The following is an 18958-nucleotide window of genomic DNA, read 5'->3' on the forward strand; positions in this document are numbered from 1 at the left end:
AGGCTTGTGCAGGGAGATCCTTCACTTCGTTCAGGATGACAGAGGGGCGGGACCAGCATAGAAAGGGAGCAGGAACAGCATGACAGAGGGATGGGAACAGCATAAAAAAAGCAAAGGAGCAGGGTGTCAGAAGCGCGGAAACAGCACATCCCGCAGCAGGGCACCGCCTTTCCTTGTCCTGAAAAACAACACAAATACACGCCGGCCGTTTGTTTTCTACAGAATTTTCCGTTCCTTTGTGTGGGTTAAAATCTGATCAAATGAAACAATTAGTATGGCCGTTGCTTGCCTGCCTGCTGCTGTCGGGGTGCAAGGGAGGGGCCAAAACCGAAAAGACAGCCTTGAACGATACCACGTTCCACACCATCCAGTTTGTCCCGAAGGCAGAGGAGATGAAGCAGCAAATGCCCGTTTCGCGCATCGCCACGCGGGTGGAATACATCCCGCTGGAGACTTCAGACAGCGTTCTGATAGGCTATATAGAGAATATGGTCGTATGGAAAGGCCGCTTTTACTTCTATGACAGGAAGAATGAAACCCTCTTCTGCTTCGGTGCCGACGGTCGTTTTCTCCACCGAATAGGCCGGCAAGGCGAAGGTCCCCAAGAGTATACATCCTGCAAGACATTTGACATTGACCCGGCAAACGGTGATGTCTACATCAACGACTCACGGTCGCGCAGGGTCTGTGTCTATACTGCTGACGGGCAATTCAAGACCCGATATGAAGTTCCCTTCTGGTTCAATTGCCTGGCCCGGCAGGGCAAACATATACATTATTATATAGGATGTTTCCCCAACAAGCGCTTTCAGGAGGCAACCTATCCTACCGAGTACCGCCTTGCCACGACGGAAGACGGCAAGGAATGGAACTGCCAGCTGCCCTTTACCTACGATCCGATCTATATGGAAATACCCACGTTGGACTCCAACTTCTCCTTTTACCGGGATACGCTCCTGCTGACCGAAGACCTTTCCGGCGAAGTCTTTACCGTCTGTCCCGACGGAAACGTGCGGCCCCGCTACCGGATTGAGTTCCCTGAAAACGCCTACAGGCCCTCATTCCGTGTACCCATTAAAGATGAAACCGCAATAAAGGCACTCAAAGCAGACAAACTGACCAAGGTTTTCAGCAAGGTTTATGAGACGGACCGATATGTCTTCTTCAACTATGCCCATCAAGTCATTGGGATGGCCCTACTGGACAAGCAGACCGGAAAGGTAGAGAATCTGGGCTTTATGCCGGTGGACGACTACAACAACATCCGCCTTTCGTCTGTCTTCCGCCATGTGGACAGCACGCATATTTACCAGACAGTCAGTGCTGAAATACTGCTTAACCCCGACCGCAAGCCTGCTTCTGAGGAGCTTGCCGAAAGGATAAGCCGCCTGAACCCCGACGACAATCCGGTCATTGTCAAGATTACCCTGAAGGGAAAACAAGATTAACCCATCATTATACCGTTATGAACAGCAAATGGATGTACGCAGCAGCCGCAGCCTGCATGCTGGCTGCCTGCCGTCCCGCCGCCGAGAAAGCCGGCGGGACACTGACCGTAATCGATGTGGCGGGTGCCGCCGCACAGCAAACCGAGTTGAAGATTTCCGACCTGGGAACGCGGATACGCTATGTGCCGCTGGAGACAAACGACAGCTGCCTCATAGGGAGAAACCCGCAAATCATGGTCCTGAAGGGACAGATACTGGTACAGTCGGGGACGGATGTCTACAGCTTTGACAAGGAAACGGGGCGCTTCCTCAACGCTATAGGCCACGCGGGAGAGGACCCCAAGGGTTATTCCATACACGCCGGACGCCCCTATTACAATGAGCGCAACGGCCTTATGTACTTTGTACGCTGGCCCAATGCACTGCAAAAGTACGACCTCGGGGGTACCTATCAGGGGAAGGCCGTCATCCCTACCCCGCCTGCCATGCCGGACAGCTACGGCTTTGTGGACACTCTGGTCGTGGGCTACTATAACAACATCGCCCAACAAAACACCCACAAACGCATGCTGGGACTCTTCATGGAGGCAGGCCAGTTGAGGGACAGCATAGTAAGTCCGCTACCCGCATTGCCGCCGATGAAGATGGAAGACATCGCCTCCATCAGTGTCTTGCGCCTGGGCATTGCGCAGGCTTTATACACCCGATTCGGGGACGGAACGTCGTCTTACAGCATCGCCTCGCCCACTACCTTGTGGAACTACGACGGAGAACTGCGCTTCAAGGACACCTTCAACGACACCGTCTACAACGTTTCGGCAGCAGGAGAACTGACGCCGGCCTATGTCTTCGGCACGGGCGAACGGCGGTTGGAGCCGAAGGCACGCTGGAGCGACGACGAGGCAAAGGGCACGATGCTGCCCGTTTTGATGCTCGAAACGCCGCGCAACATCTTCTTCCAGTGCGCCGAAGATCTGAGGAAAGCCGTGAACGGCGTCTACGACAAGCAGGCCGGCACGACCCGCATGTGCGACGAAGAGAAGGGTCTGACCGACGATGTGAACCACTTCCTCCCCTTCCGACCGAGTGCTTGCAGCGCACAAGGCGAGTATGCGCAACTGGTTGAAGCGTCCGATGTCGTGGACTTTCTCGACGAGAACCCCGAGGCCAAGGAAAACTCCGCACTGGCTCCGCTGCTCAAGATTGGCGAGGAAGACAACCCTGTCGTCGTACTTGTGTACTGAGAAACCGCAGACAGATGCCCCTGAAAGCAGGGGGCTGAAAAGAGGGCACCACGGATTACGCAGATTTACACAGATTTTTTAAGGAATTTCCCGCACGGGATATATGAATAATCTGTGTAAATCCATGTAATCTGTGGTGCCTTTTTTATTATCTCCCCGCACGGAAAAAATAAATAATCTGTGTAAATCCGTGTAATCTGTGGTGCCCTTTTAATTATCTTCCCGCACGGGAAAAAAGAATAATCTGTGTAAATCCGTGTAATCTGTGGTGCCCTTTCAAGCAGCTTCCATCAGAAGAGACTCCACGCCACCGTAAGCCCCGCCATGACAATGGCTACCATCGACATCAGCTTGATGAGGATGTTCAGGCTGGGGCCCGACGTGTCTTTAAACGGGTCGCCCACCGTGTCGCCCACCACCGTCGCCTTGTGGACCGGGCTTCCCTTGCCGCCGAAGTTACCTTCCTCGACGTATTTCTTGGCATTGTCCCAGGCCCCGCCGGCGTTTGCCATAAAGATAGCCAGCACAAACCCACTGCTCAGGCCCCCGATAAGCAGGCCCAAAACACCGGGAACTCCGAAGACAAGGCCCGTCACGATGGGGGCAATGATGGCGATGAGCGACGGGACGACCATCTCCCGCTGCGCGCCTTTGGTGGAGATGGCCACACAGCGTGCATAGTCCGGTTCGGCCTCTCCCGTGAGGATGCCCTTGATTTCGCGGAACTGACGGCGCACTTCGTCCACCATCTTCGCGGCTGCACGGCCCACGGCGTTCATCGTCAAGCCGCAGAAAAGGAAGGCCATCATGGAGCCTATGAACATACCTGACAGTACTTTGGGGTTCATTAAGGTGACATCGTAGTGGTGCATGAAGTCGAAGAAGGTAGCGTCTTGCAGCGGCACGGCACGGTCTCCTACCCAGATTTCCGTAGTGCCCAGACGAGTCAGTCCGATGCGGATTTCCTCAACGTACGACGCCAAGAGGGCCAAACCCGTGAGCGCTGCCGAGCCGATGGCAAAGCCTTTGCCCGTGGCAGCCGTGGTGTTGCCCAGCGAATCGAGGGCATCCGTGCGGCGGCGGACGTCACTTCCGAGGCCTGACATCTCGGCATTGCCCCCGGCGTTGTCGGCTATCGGGCCGTACGCATCCGTAGCAAGCGTGATGCCCAGCGTGGAGAGCATGCCCACGGCGGCGATGCCGATGCCGTAGAGGCCGAGGCCCACGTTGTTGAAATCGAAGCCCGAGGCAAACAGATAGGAGGCTATGATGCCCACCACCACGGCGACAACGGGCACAGCGGTAGAGAGCATGCCCAGCCCGATGCCGGAGATGATGACCGTTGCAGGCCCCGTTTGCCCGCTTTCGCTCAGGCGGCGGGTGGGCTTATAGGATTGGGAAGTGTAGTATTCCGTGGACCTTCCAATGACGATGCCCACGAGCAGACCCACCACGACGGAGCACGAAATCCACATCCAGTTGTCCAACTGCAGCATCCACATAATAAGAAAGGTGGCCAAAACGATGAGCACAGAGCTGAGGTTGGTGCCGAAAGACAGCGCTCCGAGCAGGTCTTTCATGGTGGCATTCTCACGGGTTCGCACCGCGAAGATGCCGAGGACGGAGAGCAGAATGCCCACGGCGGCGATGAGCATCGGCGCGATGACGGCCTTGTACTGCATCAGCGTGTCGCCGCTGTGTATAAAGGCTGCCGCGCCCAAGGCGGCTGTAGCGAGGATGGAGCCGCAGTAGCTTTCGTACAGGTCGGCACCCATTCCGGCCACGTCTCCCACGTTGTCGCCCACATTGTCGGCGATGGTGGCGGGGTTACGCGGGTCGTCTTCGGGGATGCCCGCCTCGACTTTGCCCACAAGGTCGGCGCCCACGTCGGCCGCCTTCGTATAGATACCGCCGCCCACACGGGCGAAAAGCGCCTGTGTACTGGCACCCATGCCGAACGTAAGCATGGTGGTTGTGATGATGCAGAGCTTGTGAGTGGGTGTCAAAGCATCGGCGGGTACGACCGCATTCAGCAACAGATACCAGAAAGAGATGTCGAGCAGGCCCAGCCCCACTACGACCAGCCCCATCACCGCCCCGCTGCGGAAGGCGATGCGCAAGCCTCCGTTCAGCGATTGCCGTGCGGCATTGGCCGTACGCGCCGAGGCTTGTGTGGCGGTCTTCATGCCGAGAAAGCCCGAAAGGCCGGAGAAGAAACCGCCCGTAAGGAAGGCTACTGGCACCCAAGGATTCTGCACGCCGAAGCCGTAGGCCATGACGGAGAAGAGGATGACCAGCCCGAGGAAGACCCAACCCACGACCTTGTACTGCTGCCGCAGGTAGGACATGGCGCCCCGGCGCACGGCCGCGGCTATCTTCTTCATCTGAGGAGTGCCCTCACTCTGACGCATCATCTGCCGGTGAAAGTACCAGGCAAAGGCCAGTGCCAGCACGGAAGAGGCCGGAACAAGCCAGAAAAGCAATGTATCCATAATCGAGTTTTTTGAGGTTAGAGAATAGGTTTATTTTTTTAGAAGTTAAAGAAGTTATCGCTTCGCGGGAAGTTAAGAAGTTAAAGCCAAATGCTTTTCCTTATGTTTCTGATACGTGCCGTGCATCGAAACGGCTGCATCCATCAGCAAGACATTCGGCTCTAACTTCCAACGAAGCGGAGCGGAGTGATAACTTCTCTAACTTCTTAACTTCTTAAAATAGTAAACTTTTTTCAGGAAAGCCGTACCCCCGTCAGAAGTACTCCTGGAGGGGGTAGACCAAAAGCCGTACTTTTGGTGACCAAAAGCCGTACTTTTGGTAGGCAAAAGGTATACTTTTGGTAGGCAAAAGTACGGCTTTTGGACGGCTTTTTCCAACGTGTTCAAAAAAAATACCACGGTGGCTTTGGCTGCGAAGCCACCGTGGCGGTAGATTTTCCCGCCGATGCCGGCATGTACAGGCCGCGGCAGGGTGTCACTAAAGCGGGCTGGGGTCCTGCCCTTCGTCGCCGCCTTCACCGGTTCCGCCCCCCTCGGTGGAGGAGCCTTCGTCGGTACCGTTCCAGCGTACCCAGTGTGCCGACTCGGAAAGGGCACGGGTCACGACCCCTGCCTGCCGCCTCGAGCCCTCGGGTGTAAAGTGCACACGGGTGTGGTCCACATCGTTTGCGCTGACCTCTTTCGCCGTGGCCTGCCCGCCTTTCTTGGCGGCAATGGTGTAGCGGAAGCGGCCTATGTCCTGCAGATGCACGCTTCGCCCCGCATCCATGCCGCGGGCCATGACGCTGGGCAGCGCGGCCAGTACGGCCACGACGTCGGCTTTCGAGACGGTGCAGGCCTCGGAAATCTGTTCGGCAATCTCGTCTATCTCCATCGGACGGTCGGTGAGGATGGCTACGGGGTAGTAGCGTTCATTTCTTTTCATCAACTGAGGTTTGAAGTATCCCATAACGTAAAGAATTTAAAGGTTAATAATCAGGTTCATTCAACGTCGGTCCGCGCGGCAGCCCCGCACGGCTTTAGACGCGTGTAAAATACGTACAATTTTCGGAAAAAGCAAGAAAAAAGGGGGAAAATATTTCCCCCTTCTATCTGTGAAACCTGCCTTCTAAACCTTTACAATATAGTACAACAGAAAGAAAACGCAGAAGACTATCGAGTTTATGCACCGCACCACCCGGCTTTTTTCCTTATCATTCTTCATCCTGCGCGCGCTTATCAGCAACCAAAGGCTCGATAGAAAGGAGATGAAAATGCCTGCCGCTGCGATGTGAAGCATGACAGGCTTCTCAATTAAGTCGGCGAATACAAACAGAATGTAACTGACTACATTCAGGATACTTATATTTTCAAGTTTCTCGTCCATAGGTTTCTTATGATAAACATTTGATTGCAGAGTATATTGTAGTAGCCACTCCAAGATAACCTAAATATCTTGATCCCAATGCCTTTACAACCTGCAATACAGTTTTTGCATTTACCAACCCGGTTACACTCAAATCCTTTATTACACTTAAGCCGGAAACAGCTCCCAAACACTCCCAGATTTTATCGCTCGAAACCTTTGTTACAATATGCTGTCCATTCGCAGCATATACAATAAATGAAAAGAGCGCCAATTGGTCATCCGGCATATTTTCTACTAATAAAAAGTCATCATTGGCAAATTTTGTCTTTGACAAATACATTTGTTCCAAAAATGAAGCCTGTAAATTCTTACCGTCAATAACCAAAGGCTCCAACAGAGCCTCTGCCTCTTCTTCACTAAAATCGATAGAGCCATCACTTTTAGTCAAAGAAAATTTTCTTCCAATAGTGTCTATTATCGCTTGCATTTTTGAAGGACTAACACTACTTTTTAAACATAGGATTTGAGATACTTCGGCTGTTTCATCAGCTACATCATGATTAGAACAAGAGTTAGTACACAGCATTATCAGTACACTTGCTAATAAAAAATAGATTTTACTTCCCATAATAATAGTTTTTAAGTTAGTAAATAATAGAACGCGCACAATATAGTCTTATATTTTAATTCAGACAAGCATCTGAACAAAACAGCCATTTCTTATAACTTATTTTAACCTTACAGGCCATAAAAAGGGGCAGCCACGCTCTGTAAAACGTAGGCTGCCCCTGCTTTTTACTCGACGGTGACCGCCGTTCCGGCGGCCGTAACCATGAGCATGGAGCCGCTTCCGCCTACGGTTTCGTAGTCAAGGTCCACGCCGATGACGGCGTTTGCGCCCAGGGCACGGGCCTGTTCCTCCATCTCGCGCAGGGCAGTCTCCTTGGCTTCGCGCAGCACTTCCTCGTAGGAACTGCTGCGTCCTCCTACGATGTCGCGTATTCCGGCAAAGAAATCACGGAACACATTGGCACCTATTATCGTCTCTCCCGATACGATGCCGTAATAGCGGGTTATCTTTCCGCCGTCAATCATGGATGTGGTTGTCAGTAACATAGTGCATTTGTTTTAAAAGTTATCTGTATGTATCAGTCGAAAAAAAGGGCCGGAAAGTTGCATCCGGCCCCGTTTTTTTTCGGAAAAAAGTCAGAACATGCGGCTCACCCTCACGACTCCGTCCACCAGCGCGTCGACTTCCTGCCGCGTGTTGTACAGGCCGAAGGAGGCTCGGACGGTGCCTTCGATGCCCAATCGTTGCATCAGAGGCTGGGCACAGTGGTGGCCGGTGCGCACCGCAATCCCCAGGCGGTCGAGCAATGTTCCCATGTCGAAGTGATGAATGTCGCCCACGAGGAAGGAGATGACGCTGCCTTTCTCGGCCGCTTCTCCGAAGATGCGCATGCCGGGCACCTGCCTGAGGCGCTCCATGGCGTAGGTGGTGAGGTCGTGTTCGTGGGCGGCAATGCGGTCCATGCCCAGGGCGGTGACGTAGTCCAGGGCACGCGCCAGGGCGGTTGTGCCGATGTAGTCGGGCGTTCCGGCCTCGAATTTGAAGGGCAATTCGTTGAAGGTCGTTCGCTCGAAGCTGACGTGCTGTATCATCTCCCCGCCGCCTTGGTAGGGCGGAAGCCTGTCCAGCCAGTCCTCTTTGCCGTAGAGAACGCCCACTCCGGTCGGCCCATAGACCTTATGACCCGAGAAGACATAGAAGTCTGCATCGAGGTCTTGCACATCAACGGGCATGTGGGGGATGCTCTGAGCGCCGTCCACCAGCACGGGTACGCCGTGGCTGTGCGCCGTGCGAATCATGTCTTTGACGGGATTGACGGTGCCCAGCACGTTGCTTACGTGCGCCACGCAGACCAGTCGGGTACGCTCGGTGAAGAGCTCGCGGTAGGCATCGAGGAGCAGTTCGCCGCGGTCGTTCATGGGAATCACCTTGAGCACGATGCCCTTCCTCGCCTGCAAAAGCTGCCAAGGGACGATGTTGCTGTGGTGTTCCATGGTGGAAAGCAGGACCTCGTCGCCGGCCTTGAGGCAGGCTTCTCCGTAGCTGTAGGCCAGCAGGTTGATGCTTTCGGTGGTGCCGCGGGTGAAGACAATCTCGCTGGTCGAGCGGGCGTTGATGAAGCGGCGTACGGTTTCGCGGCTTGCTTCGTGCAGTTCCGTGGCCCTTTGGGACAGGAAATGGACGCCACGGTGCACGTTTGCGTTGACGCTGTAGTACTCTTCCGTGATGGCTTCTACGACCGCGCGGGGCTTCTGTGTCGTGGCTCCGTTGTCCAGATATACGAGGGGTTTGCCGTACACGGTGCGGCTGAGGATAGGAAAGTCGTCCCTTATGCGGTCCACCTCATAAGGGACAAGGGTTTGTTGTTCTGCCATTTTCAATTATCAATTCTCCATTATCCATTACAAATGGCGCATCCCTGGCACTTGTTCAGCTCGCCTCGGAAGCGCTTTTCCACCAGCAGATGCAGGCGATCCCGCAGTGCATCGAGGCGGATGGTATCGATTACTTCGCCCAAGAAGGCGAACATCAGCAGCATGCGGGCTTCTTTCAGGGGGATGCCGCGCTGCTGCATGTAAAACAAAGCCGCGTCGTCCAGCTGGCCTACGGTGGCTCCGTGGCTGCACTTCACGTCGTCGGCATAGATTTCAAGCTGCGGCTGTGTGTACATCCGGGCGTCTCGGGTGGCGCAAAGGTTGCGGTTGGTCTGCTGCGAAGAGGTATGTTGGGCCCCCGGTCTCACCAGGACTAAGCCGGCAAAGGCGCCTGTGGCCTGGTCGTCGAGGACGTACTTGAACAGTTCATTGGACGTGCATCGGGGCACGGCATGGTCGATGCTTGTGTGGTTGTCCACGTGCTGGTTCTTGTCGGCAACGGCCATTCCGCAGAGGTTAATCTCGGCATTTTCGCCGGCCAGGGTTACCTGAACGGTGTTTCGGGTGGTGCCGTTGGTCAGCGTCATCCCGTTCAGAAGGACGTTACTGCCTGCCTCCTGCCGGACGTACAGGCTGCTGATGCGGACGGTGCTCGTATGCGTTTCCTCCAGTTCATAGAGGTCGAACACGGCATTGCGGCCCACAAAGACCTCCACAACCTGGGTGGCGAGGAAGTTTACGGCATCCATTGCGTGGTCACACACCAGGAGCCGTGCCTGTGCTCCCTCCTCCAAAACGATGAGCACACGGCGGTTCACCATCAGATTGACGTCGCTTCGGAGGATGTTAACCAGCTGTATGGGACGCTCTACCACGACGTTTCGGGGCACGTAGAGCAGCACGCCGTCCTCGGCCAGGGCGGTGTTGAGGGCGGTCACTCCGTCTTTCGACGCATCGGCCAGGCGGGCGTAATACTTCTTCACCAGTTCGGGATGTTCCGTTGCCAGCTGTCGGAGGCTGCCGAACAGCACGCCTTCGGGCAGGTGCGACTTGGGCAGTGCCTTGCTATAGAAGGCATCGTTCACCACAAAGTAGAGCGAGGTGCTCATGTTAGGCACGTCGCACTTGAACACATCATAGGGATTGACGGGGATGTCGAGCTGCTTCAAGTTGAGCCCATAGTCGGGTTCAAAGAGCTTGCTGACGTCGGTATACTTGTATTTCTCGTCCTTGCGGGTGGGGAATCCCAGGCGTTCGAAGTGGGCGAAGGCCGCAGCGCGCGGGGCATTCATCACCTCGCAGCTGTGCTGGCATACCATGGCTTCGCACTGCGAGAACAGGTCTATGTATTGTTGCTCAGGTTTCATCATCTCAATAAAGAATTATGAATGACGCATGAAGCACGAAGAATTGCCACCTTTCACACAGAGACGGGAGAACAATTCTTCATTCTTCATTCCTCATTCTTCATTTACTTGCTCTTTCTTTATCCAGTCGAAGCCGCGGTTTTCTATCTCCGTTGCCAGCTCGGGGCCGCCGGTCTTGACGATTCGGCCTCCCAGCAAGACGTGCACCACGTCGGGTTTCAGGTAGTCCAGCAGGCGTTGGTAGTGGGTGATGACCATGGCCGAGGTCTGCTTCGTGCGCAGCTTGTTGAAGCCTTCGGCCACGATGCGCAGGGCATCCACATCGAGTCCGGAGTCCGTTTCGTCGAGGATGGCGAAGGTAGGTTCGAGCATCGCCATCTGGAAAATCTCGTTCCGCTTCTTCTCTCCCCCGCTGAAACCCTCGTTTACGGAGCGGTTGGCCAGCTTGCTGTCCAGCTCTACGACGGCCCTTTTCTCACGCATCAGCTTCAGAAACTCCGATGCCGACAGGGCAGGAAGGTGGCGGTACTTGCGCTGTTCGTTGACTGCCGTACGCATAAAGTTCACCATCGATACCCCCGGAATCTCGACCGGTGTCTGGAAAGACAGGAAGATTCCCTCGTGTGCACGGTCTTCGGGCGAGAGGGTCAGCAGGTCCTTGCCGTTGAAGGTGATGGAGCCGTATGTCACTTCGTAGGCGGGATGGCCCACAAGGACATTGCTCAGCGTACTCTTTCCGGCACCGTTCTGACCCATGAGGGCGTGCACCTCACCGTCGCGGATGGTGAGATTGATGCCTTTCAATATCTCTTTGCCATTGATGCTGGCATGCAGGTCTTTTATCTCTAGCATAATTTATGTAATTAAGAATGAAGAATGAAGGATGAAGAATCACTTCTCCATTCCGACTTCCCCACTCCGTTTAAAATCCTAATTCTTCATTGTTCGTTCTTCATTTATCCCACGCTTCCCTCCAAAGAGATGCTCAGCAGCTTCTGTGCCTCGACGGCAAACTCCATCGGCAGCTTGTTGAGTACCTCCTTGGCGTAACCGTTCACAATCAACCCCACGGCGTCTTCGCTCGAAATGCCGCGCTGGTTGCAGTAGAAAATCTGGTCTTCACTGATCTTGCTCGTCGTGGCTTCGTGTTCAACGACCGCCGTTTCGTTGTGAATATCCATATAGGGGAAGGTATGGGCACCGCATTTGTCGCCCAGCAGAAGCGAGTCGCACTGGCTGTAATTGCGGGCATTGTCGGCCTTGGGGCTTACACGAACCAGCCCACGATAGGAGTTTTCACTCCGCCCGGCCGATATTCCCTTGCTCACAATCGTCGAACGAGTATTCTTGCCGATGTGAATCATCTTGGTACCCGTGTCGGCCTGCTGGTAGTTGTTGGTTACAGCTACGCTATAGAACTCAGCCACGGAGTTGTCGCCCGCCAGTATGCACGAAGGGTATTTCCACGTGATGGCACTACCCGTCTCCACCTGCGTCCACGACAATTTGCTGTCCACACCCTTGCAGATGCCACGCTTGGTGACGAAGTTGTATACACCTCCCTTGCCCTCAACATCGCCCGGATACCAGTTCTGCACGGTACTGTACTTCACTTCGGCCCGGTCGTGCACCACGATTTCCACGATGGCGGCATGTAATTGGTTCTCATCACGCATCGGAGCGGTACAGCCTTCCAGGTAGGAAACGTAGGCATCGTCATCGGCTACAATCAGAGTCCGTTCAAACTGCCCCGTACCCTGTGCATTGATACGGAAGTAGGTAGACAGCTCCATCGGGCATCTTACCCCCTTGGGAATATACACAAACGACCCGTCGGAGAAGACAGCTGAGTTGAGTGCGGCAAAGAAATTGTCGCGGTAAGGCACCACAGAGCCCAGGTACTTCTGTACCAGGTCGGGATGTTCGCGTATGGCCTCGCTCATCGAACAGAAGATGATGCCTTTCTCCATCAGTGTTTCCTTGAAGGTGGTTTTCACAGAAACAGAGTCCATCACAGCGTCCACAGCCATACCGCTCAGCGCCATCTGCTCCTCCAGAGGAATGCCCAACTTATTGAAAGTCTTGATCAGTTCGGGATCTACCTCATCCATACTCTTAGGCCCTTCCTTCTTTTTGGTAGGATCGGCATAGTAGGATATGCTCTGGTAGTCTATCTCGGGAATGCGGAGATGTGCCCACGTAGGCATCTCCAACGTCAGCCAGTGGCGGTAAGCCTTCAGGCGGAACTCCAGCATCCAGTCGGGTTCTCCCTTCTTTTCAGAGATGAGACGGATCACATCCTCGTTCAGCCCCTTCTCGATGACGTCGGTATGCACGTCGGTGGTGAAGCCATATTTGTACTTCTCCTGCGTGAGTTCCTTGACGTATTTATTTGGTTCTTCTTGTTGCATATAGCATCTATATTCAAGTTCATCATTCATTGGTCAGAGCAGTTCGGAGGCCACTTCCCTAGCCGCGGGCAGAAAGAGTCCCGCAAACTTCTCCATCGGATAATATAACACCGACTCCTGCTTTTTTGTTTTCTTCAGAATCGTGTTGTCCGTATCAATGTATTCAACCACACAGACAAGCAGACTCACCAGCAAGGCTGCCTTTAACGCGCCCAATGCAGCCCCCAACAGGCGGTTGACCCAACCGAGGGAAACAGCCTCCATCGCCTTGGTCAGCAACGAAGCCAACAGCAGGAAAGCCAACGGAACGGCCAGCCAGATGACGACAAAGGCAATACCTTGAGCCACCGTCAGCGAATCGGTCAGCGGCAGAAAGACCCGTTCGGCCACCGTAGCATACAGCGCTTTGGCTATCAGCAAGCCCGCAACCAGTCCCAACAGACTGGCCAGCTGCTTGAGAAAACCCTTACTGAAGCCCACTATGGCCCCAGCTCCCAAAACAACGAGTATAATGATATCTAATGTGGTCATACATACACCTCCTATTCTATAATAATAGAGCCGCAGACAACACCGACAACGCAGATTTCACCATTCTTACGGCCCGGCGACACGCTATCCCGTGCACCCTGACAAATCCGTGTCATCCGCGTTGCCTGCGGCTGAAAAAGCTATTGTTCAGAATCAAAGCGTCTGCTTCACTTCCACTTCTTCGTAAGTTTCGATGACGTCACCTACCTTGATGTCGTTGCAGCCTGTCAGACTGATACCACATTCAAAGTTGGTACCGACTTCCTTCACATCATCCTTGAAGCGCTTCAGTGCATTGATATTGCCGGTAAATACCACGATACCGTCGCGGATCAGACGAGCCTTGTCGGTACGTTTTACCTTTCCGGTCTTCACCATTGCACCGGCCACCACGCCGACCTTACTGATATTGAAGACTTCACGCACTTCGATGGTAGCGGTAACCTGTTCCTTCAATGTAGGAGCAAGCATACCCTCCATTGCAGACTTCACTTCCTCGATGGCGTCATAGATAACGGAATACTTGCGGATGTCCACTCCCTCCTGCTCAGCCAGCTTGGCGGCCGATCCTGAAGGACGAACCTGGAAACCGACGATGATGGCGTCCGATGCAGCAGCCAACGATACATCCGACTCCGAAATCTGACCTACACCCTTGTGGATGACATTGACCTGAATCTGTTCTGTAGACAACTTGATCAGCGAGTCGCTCAAAGCCTCTACCGAACCGTCCACGTCGCCTTTCACAATGACATTCAGTTCGTGGAAGTCGCCCAATGCCAGACGGCGGCCCACTTCGTCGAGCGTAAGCATCTTCTGTGTACGCAAGCCCTGCTCGCGCTGCAACTGTTCACGCTTGTTGGCAATCTCGCGGGCCTCCTGTTCGGTTTCGATTACATGGAATGTGTCACCGGCGGCAGGTGCACCGTTCAAACCCAGGATAAGGGCCGGTTCAGAGGGGCCAGCCTGTGTCATGCGCTGGTTACGTTCGTTGAACATCGCCTTCACCTTACCATAATTGGTACCGGCCAAAACGATATCACCAACTTTCAGCGTACCGTTGGACACAAGGACGGTAGCCACATAGCCACGGCCTTTGTCGAGAGACGACTCGATGATGGATCCCGTTGCCTTGCGGTTGGGGTTGGCTTTCAGTTCCAGCATTTCGGCCTCCAGCAATACCTTTTCCATCAGTTCGGGTACACCGATACCTTTCTTGGCCGAGATATCCTGCGACTGGTATTTTCCTCCCCATTCCTCTACCAGGAAGTTCATGTTGGCCAATTCTTCCTTGATTTTGTCGGGGTTAGCTGTAGGCTTGTCTATCTTGTTGATGGCAAACACGATGGGGACACCGGCTGCCATGGCATGGTTGATGGCTTCTTTGGTCTGCGGCATGACGTTATCGTCGGCAGCCACAATGATGATGGCGATATCCGTCACCTTGGCTCCACGGGCACGCATGGCGGTAAACGCTTCGTGACCCGGCGTATCGAGGAACGTAATCTTACGACCGTCTTCCAGCGTCACATGGTAGGCACCGATGTGCTGGGTAATACCTCCCGCCTCACCGGCAATTACATTGGCCTTGCGGATGTAGTCGAGCAACGAAGTCTTACCGTGGTCTACGTGTCCCATCACCGTAACAATCGGCGCACGGGGTTCCAGATCTTCTTCGGCATCTTCTTCCTCTACAATGGCCTGAGCCACTTCCGCACTGACATATTCTGTCTTGAAACCAAACTCTTCGGCCACCAAATTGATGGTCTCCGCATCCAGGCGCTGGTTGATAGACACCATGATACCGATGCTCATACAAGTACCGATGACCTGCGTAACAGGTACATCCATCATGCTGGCCAGCTCATTGGCCGTCACGAACTCTGTCAGCTTCAGGATTTTGCTTTCAGCCATTTCCTGACTTTCAAGTTCGTGCATACGGTCGGCAGCCTGTTCACGCTTCTCCTTGCGGTATTTGGCTCCCTTGCTCTTGCCTTTCGACGTGAGGCGGGCCAAGGTTTCCTTCACCTGCTTGGCTACGTCTTCCTCGCTCACCTCCTGCTTGATGACAGGTTTCTTGAAGCGGTCCTTATTCTTCTTGCCGCTCCCCTGCTGGGCACCAGCATTGTTACCTTTTGCACGGTCGCCACCCTTCTGATAGTTGGAAGCGTTGTTGATGTCTACCTTTTCTTTATTGATGCGGTTGCGTTTCTTCTTGCCGCCTCCTTCGCCATCCAGATCGTCCTTCATCTTGCTGTCTTCGCGACGTATCTCTTTCATGATGGCTTCTTTCATCTGCCGTTTCTGGTCCAGACGCTGTTTTTCCTTTTCCTCGCGTTCCTTCCGCTTTTCCTCTTTCGATTTCTTTTTGGGACGCGTAGACTGGTTCAACGCCGCCAGGTCAATCTGCCCGATGACATTGATTTTCGAGACAAATTCCGGCTTACGCAGTTTGAAGATTTCCTCTTCGGGTTCCTTCTTGGCTTCCTCGGCAGGCTTTTCATCTGCCTCCTGCTGCGGTTCTTCAGCCACAACAGCCACTTCCTCCGACGCCTTCTCCGGCTCTTTTGCCGGGATGTTTTCTGCAACGTCATCTGCCATTTCCCGTACAGGTTCTTCCACCGCATGCACAGGAGCCTCTGCTACAGCCGGCTCTGCCACTACGGCCGGTTCCGGTACGGCCTGAGGTTTCGTTTCTTCCACAGGCGCTACAGTCTCCGGTTGTACAGCAGGCTGTTCCACGGTTTTTTCCGGTTCTTTCTCGACCACTGTTTTCTTGCCGAGATTGTCCAAATCGATTTTTCCCACCTGCTTGAATTTCGGACGTACGTCTTCGGGAACCACCGTCTTTATTTCTTCTACTTTCGGTTTGGTTTCATCCTGTGTTTCATAACCCTCGATAGCCACCGAGGCTTTGCGTTCCTTGGTCTGGCGTTCCTGCAGGAACTTCTCAGACTTGATTTTCAAATCCTTGTCCGTACTGAACTCTTTTTTCAACAGTTCGAACTGTTCGTCGGTAATCTTGGTATTGGGGTTTGCTTCTACTACAAAACCCTTCTTCTGCAGGAATTCGACAGCCGTCGTAATCCCTACATTCAAATCTCTTGTTACTTTATTTAACCTTATCGTCATATATTACTTTTAATGATTTAATGTGCCAATGTGCCAGTGTGCTTACAAGTTGCATACATTCTTGGTTTCCTCCTCAATGTGCCTCAACCGGCTTCAGCAGCACACATTGGCACATCCAACCATCAGCACTTTCCTTACTCTTTTTCAAACTCCTGTTTCAGTATGCGCAGCACCTCGTCTACCGTTTCTTCTTCCAAGTCGGCCTTTTCGATCAGCATTTCGCGCGGAGCGTTCAACACGGCTTTTGCCGTATCGATGCCGATACCCTTGATGGCATCAATGACCCATCCTTCAATCTCGTCGCGGAACTCGTCAAGGTAGATGTCTTCGTCCTCTACCGTTCCGTCAATCTCGCGGAAGACGTCGATGGTATATTCGGTCAGCATACTGGCCAGCTTGATGTTCAAACCTCCCTTACCGATGGCCAGGGACACCTCTTCGGGTTTCAGGAAGACTTCGGCCTTGTGTTCCTCCTCGTTCAGGCGGATGGACGAGATCTTGGCCGGGCTCAAGGCACGCTGGATGAAGAGCTGGATGTTCGACGTATAGTTGATGACGTCGATGTTTTCGTTGCGCAGCTCGCGCACGATGCCATGAATACGGCTTCCCTTCACGCCCACGCAAGCTCCTACGGGATCGATGCGGTCGTCATAACTTTCGACAGCAATCTTAGCACGCTCGCCGGGGATGCGGGCAATCTTGCGGATGGTGATGAGACCGTCGTTGATTTCGGGCACCTCCATCTCGAACAGACGCTGCAGGAACACGGGCGACGTACGGCTCAGGATAATCTTGGGATTGTTGTTCTTGTTGTCCACACGGGCCACCACGGCGCGTGCCGTCTCGCCCTTGCGGTAGAAGTCGCTGGGAATCTGCTCGGTCTTGGGCAGCAGCAGCTCGTTGCCCTCATCGTCCAGCAGAAGTATCTCCTTCTTCCAGATCTGATAGACTTCGGCATTGACCACCGTTCCTACCTTGTCGATGTATTTATTGTAAAGGCTGTCCTTCTCCAGCTCCAATATTTTGGAAGCCAGCGTCTGGCGCAGATTCAGAATGGCTCTCCGGCCGAACTTGGCGAAGTTCACCTCATCGGTCACCTCTTCGCCCACTTCATACGAAGCGTCGATTTTCTGAGCCTCGCTCAGAGGTATCTGAAGGTTGGGATTGGTCAGGTCCTCGTCGGCCACAACCTCCCGGTTACGCCATATCTCAAAGTCGCCTTTGTCAGGGTTCACGATGACGTCATAGTTTTCGTCGGTACCGAACATCTTCGCAATCACACTGCGGAACGATTCCTCGAGCACGCTCACCATCGTGGTTCTGTCTATATTCTTCAGTTCCTTAAATTCCGAGAATGTGTCAACCATGCTGACTGTTTCTTCTTTCTTGGCCATAATCTTATTTAAAGCTGATTAAGTATTTAGTATATTTTATTTCTTCGTACGTAAAGTCGAGGTCCTCGTCCACCATCTTCGGGCGTTTCATCCCCTCTTCCTTCACCTTCTTCTGAACGGTAACGATAAAATGCCGTTCGTCGGCTTCCTTCAGCACGCCGCTCAGCTTGCGTCCGTCGTTGGTCAGCACCTCCACTTCTTCGCCAATGTGGTTGATGTACTGCTGCAGCACCTTGAAGGGCTGCCCGATACCGGCCGAACCCACTTCCAGCTCGAAGTCTTCGGCATCGCGGTTCAAGCGCGACTCAATGAAGCGGCTCAGGTCCACACAATCTTCAATCCAAACACCGTCCTTGTGGTCTATCTCCACCACAATCTTGTCATCAGGGCTTACTGTAACTTCGACCAGGAAATAGTCTTTGTCCTTCAGCCACTCTTCTACAAGTTCACAAATCGTTTTTTTCTCTATCATACCAGATTAAACCGTATAAGAATAAAAAAGAGGAGCTTGACTGCCCCTCCACCTTTCATCCGTTTCCGACGGCAAAGATATAAATAATCTCTTCGAGTACAAAATATTACGGAGAAAAATATGGGAAAAATCGGCCATGGAAGCCGATGCTTTTTACAGAAAGCCCTCCGAAAGCTGTCTCATGCAAGACCGAAGGCTTGCTCCGAAACGTCTTCCAGTCTCTTCGAGAAAAATAACAGACAGAGGGCAGGCCGACTTACCTGCAATGGCAGAGCAATCTCATACAGGCCGCAGAATGTAATAATAAATAAAAATCGAAAACCAAGTAAAAATCGACAAAAACACTACGTCCAAGAACAAACCACCCCTTCCGACATCCGTCCTTCCTGAAAGAAGGCTTGCCGAGATGAGCAGGCCTCGTAAATCACTGATAAACAGTACTCATTTTTTTCAGGTGTAGTTTTCATTTTACCTGAAAAGTTTTCAGGTTTTATTCAGGCAGAACCTGAAAGGTCTTCAGGTAGGGACTGAAAGGTCTTCAGGTCCTACCTGAAAAATGGCATCCTCAGGAGAAGTTCGTTTCATCGGACGGAACAGTTCGCGACTTCCTCCTTTTATGTAAAAATAAATGAGGATATGTCAAAATGAAGTGATGCTATTTTGATATATCCTCA

Annotated in this window: 14 protein-coding genes; 2 read left to right on the forward strand and 12 right to left on the reverse strand. The window is 53.2% G+C overall.

Features of this window, described 5'->3' with window-relative positions:
• Positions 1–260: 260 nt before the first annotated feature.
• Both RDO88_RS00805 and RDO88_RS00810 read left to right on the forward strand, forming a co-directional pair.
• A complete protein-coding gene (locus RDO88_RS00805) occupies positions 261–1448 on the forward strand; it encodes a 6-bladed beta-propeller (protein ID WP_307757538.1) in 1188 nt (395 codons plus the stop codon).
• 17 nt (positions 1449–1465) lie between these two features.
• Positions 1466–2692 (forward strand): DUF4934 domain-containing protein, encoded by a 1227-nt coding sequence (locus RDO88_RS00810; RefSeq protein ID WP_307757539.1) that lies wholly within the window; start codon positions 1466–1468, stop codon positions 2690–2692.
• A gap of 290 nt (positions 2693–2982) precedes the next feature.
• Here RDO88_RS00810 and RDO88_RS00815 read toward each other — a convergent pair whose 3' ends face one another.
• The 12 genes from RDO88_RS00815 to rimP all read right to left on the reverse strand — a co-directional run bounded on the left by RDO88_RS00815 (position 2983) and on the right by rimP (position 18284).
• Positions 2983–5184 (reverse strand): sodium-translocating pyrophosphatase, encoded by a 2202-nt coding sequence (locus RDO88_RS00815; protein WP_307757540.1) that lies wholly within the window; start codon positions 5182–5184, stop codon positions 2983–2985.
• Positions 5185–5662: 478 nt separating this feature from the next.
• The gene (locus tag RDO88_RS00820; RefSeq protein WP_307757541.1) at positions 5663–6133 is read right to left on the reverse strand and encodes an HU family DNA-binding protein; all 471 of its coding nucleotides are present in this window, start codon (positions 6131–6133) and stop codon (positions 5663–5665) included.
• 424 nt (positions 6134–6557) lie between these two features.
• Positions 6558–7160, reverse strand: coding sequence for a hypothetical protein (locus RDO88_RS00825; RefSeq protein WP_307757542.1), 603 nt, complete (start codon positions 7158–7160; stop codon positions 6558–6560).
• A gap of 167 nt (positions 7161–7327) precedes the next feature.
• A complete protein-coding gene (locus tag RDO88_RS00830) occupies positions 7328–7648 on the reverse strand; it encodes a heavy metal-binding domain-containing protein (protein ID WP_072546617.1) in 321 nt (106 codons plus the stop codon).
• A 90-nt stretch (positions 7649–7738) separates the two neighbouring features.
• A complete protein-coding gene (locus tag RDO88_RS00835) occupies positions 7739–8977 on the reverse strand; it encodes a SufS family cysteine desulfurase (RefSeq protein ID WP_307757543.1) in 1239 nt (412 codons plus the stop codon).
• A gap of 20 nt (positions 8978–8997) precedes the next feature.
• The gene (gene sufD / locus RDO88_RS00840) at positions 8998–10344 is read right to left on the reverse strand and encodes a Fe-S cluster assembly protein SufD (protein WP_307757631.1); all 1347 of its coding nucleotides are present in this window, start codon (positions 10342–10344) and stop codon (positions 8998–9000) included.
• A 93-nt stretch (positions 10345–10437) separates the two neighbouring features.
• Positions 10438–11196 carry a Fe-S cluster assembly ATPase SufC gene (gene sufC / locus RDO88_RS00845; RefSeq protein WP_307757544.1) on the reverse strand — a complete coding sequence of 253 codons (759 nt, stop codon included), beginning with the start codon at positions 11194–11196 and terminating at the stop codon, positions 10438–10440.
• Positions 11197–11300: 104 nt separating this feature from the next.
• A complete protein-coding gene (gene sufB, locus RDO88_RS00850; protein WP_307757545.1) occupies positions 11301–12755 on the reverse strand; it encodes a Fe-S cluster assembly protein SufB in 1455 nt (484 codons plus the stop codon).
• Positions 12756–12788: 33 nt separating this feature from the next.
• Entirely contained in the window at positions 12789–13286 is a 498-nt protein-coding gene (locus RDO88_RS00855; protein ID WP_307757546.1) for a CvpA family protein, read from the reverse strand.
• Positions 13287–13439: 153 nt separating this feature from the next.
• Complete coding sequence (gene infB / locus RDO88_RS00860; RefSeq protein ID WP_307757547.1) at positions 13440–16418, reverse strand: translation initiation factor IF-2; 2979 nt, start codon at positions 16416–16418, stop codon at positions 13440–13442.
• A 134-nt stretch (positions 16419–16552) separates the two neighbouring features.
• Positions 16553–17812: a transcription termination factor NusA gene (gene nusA, locus RDO88_RS00865; protein ID WP_307757548.1), complete on the reverse strand. Its 1260-nt coding sequence runs from the start codon at positions 17810–17812 to the stop codon at positions 16553–16555.
• A 4-nt stretch (positions 17813–17816) separates the two neighbouring features.
• A complete protein-coding gene (gene rimP, locus RDO88_RS00870; protein WP_307757549.1) occupies positions 17817–18284 on the reverse strand; it encodes a ribosome assembly cofactor RimP in 468 nt (155 codons plus the stop codon).
• Positions 18285–18958 lie beyond the last annotated feature (674 nt).

This window comes from uncultured Mediterranea sp., assembly GCF_902493215.1.
Classification (GTDB): Bacteria; Bacteroidota; Bacteroidia; order Bacteroidales; family Bacteroidaceae; genus Bacteroides.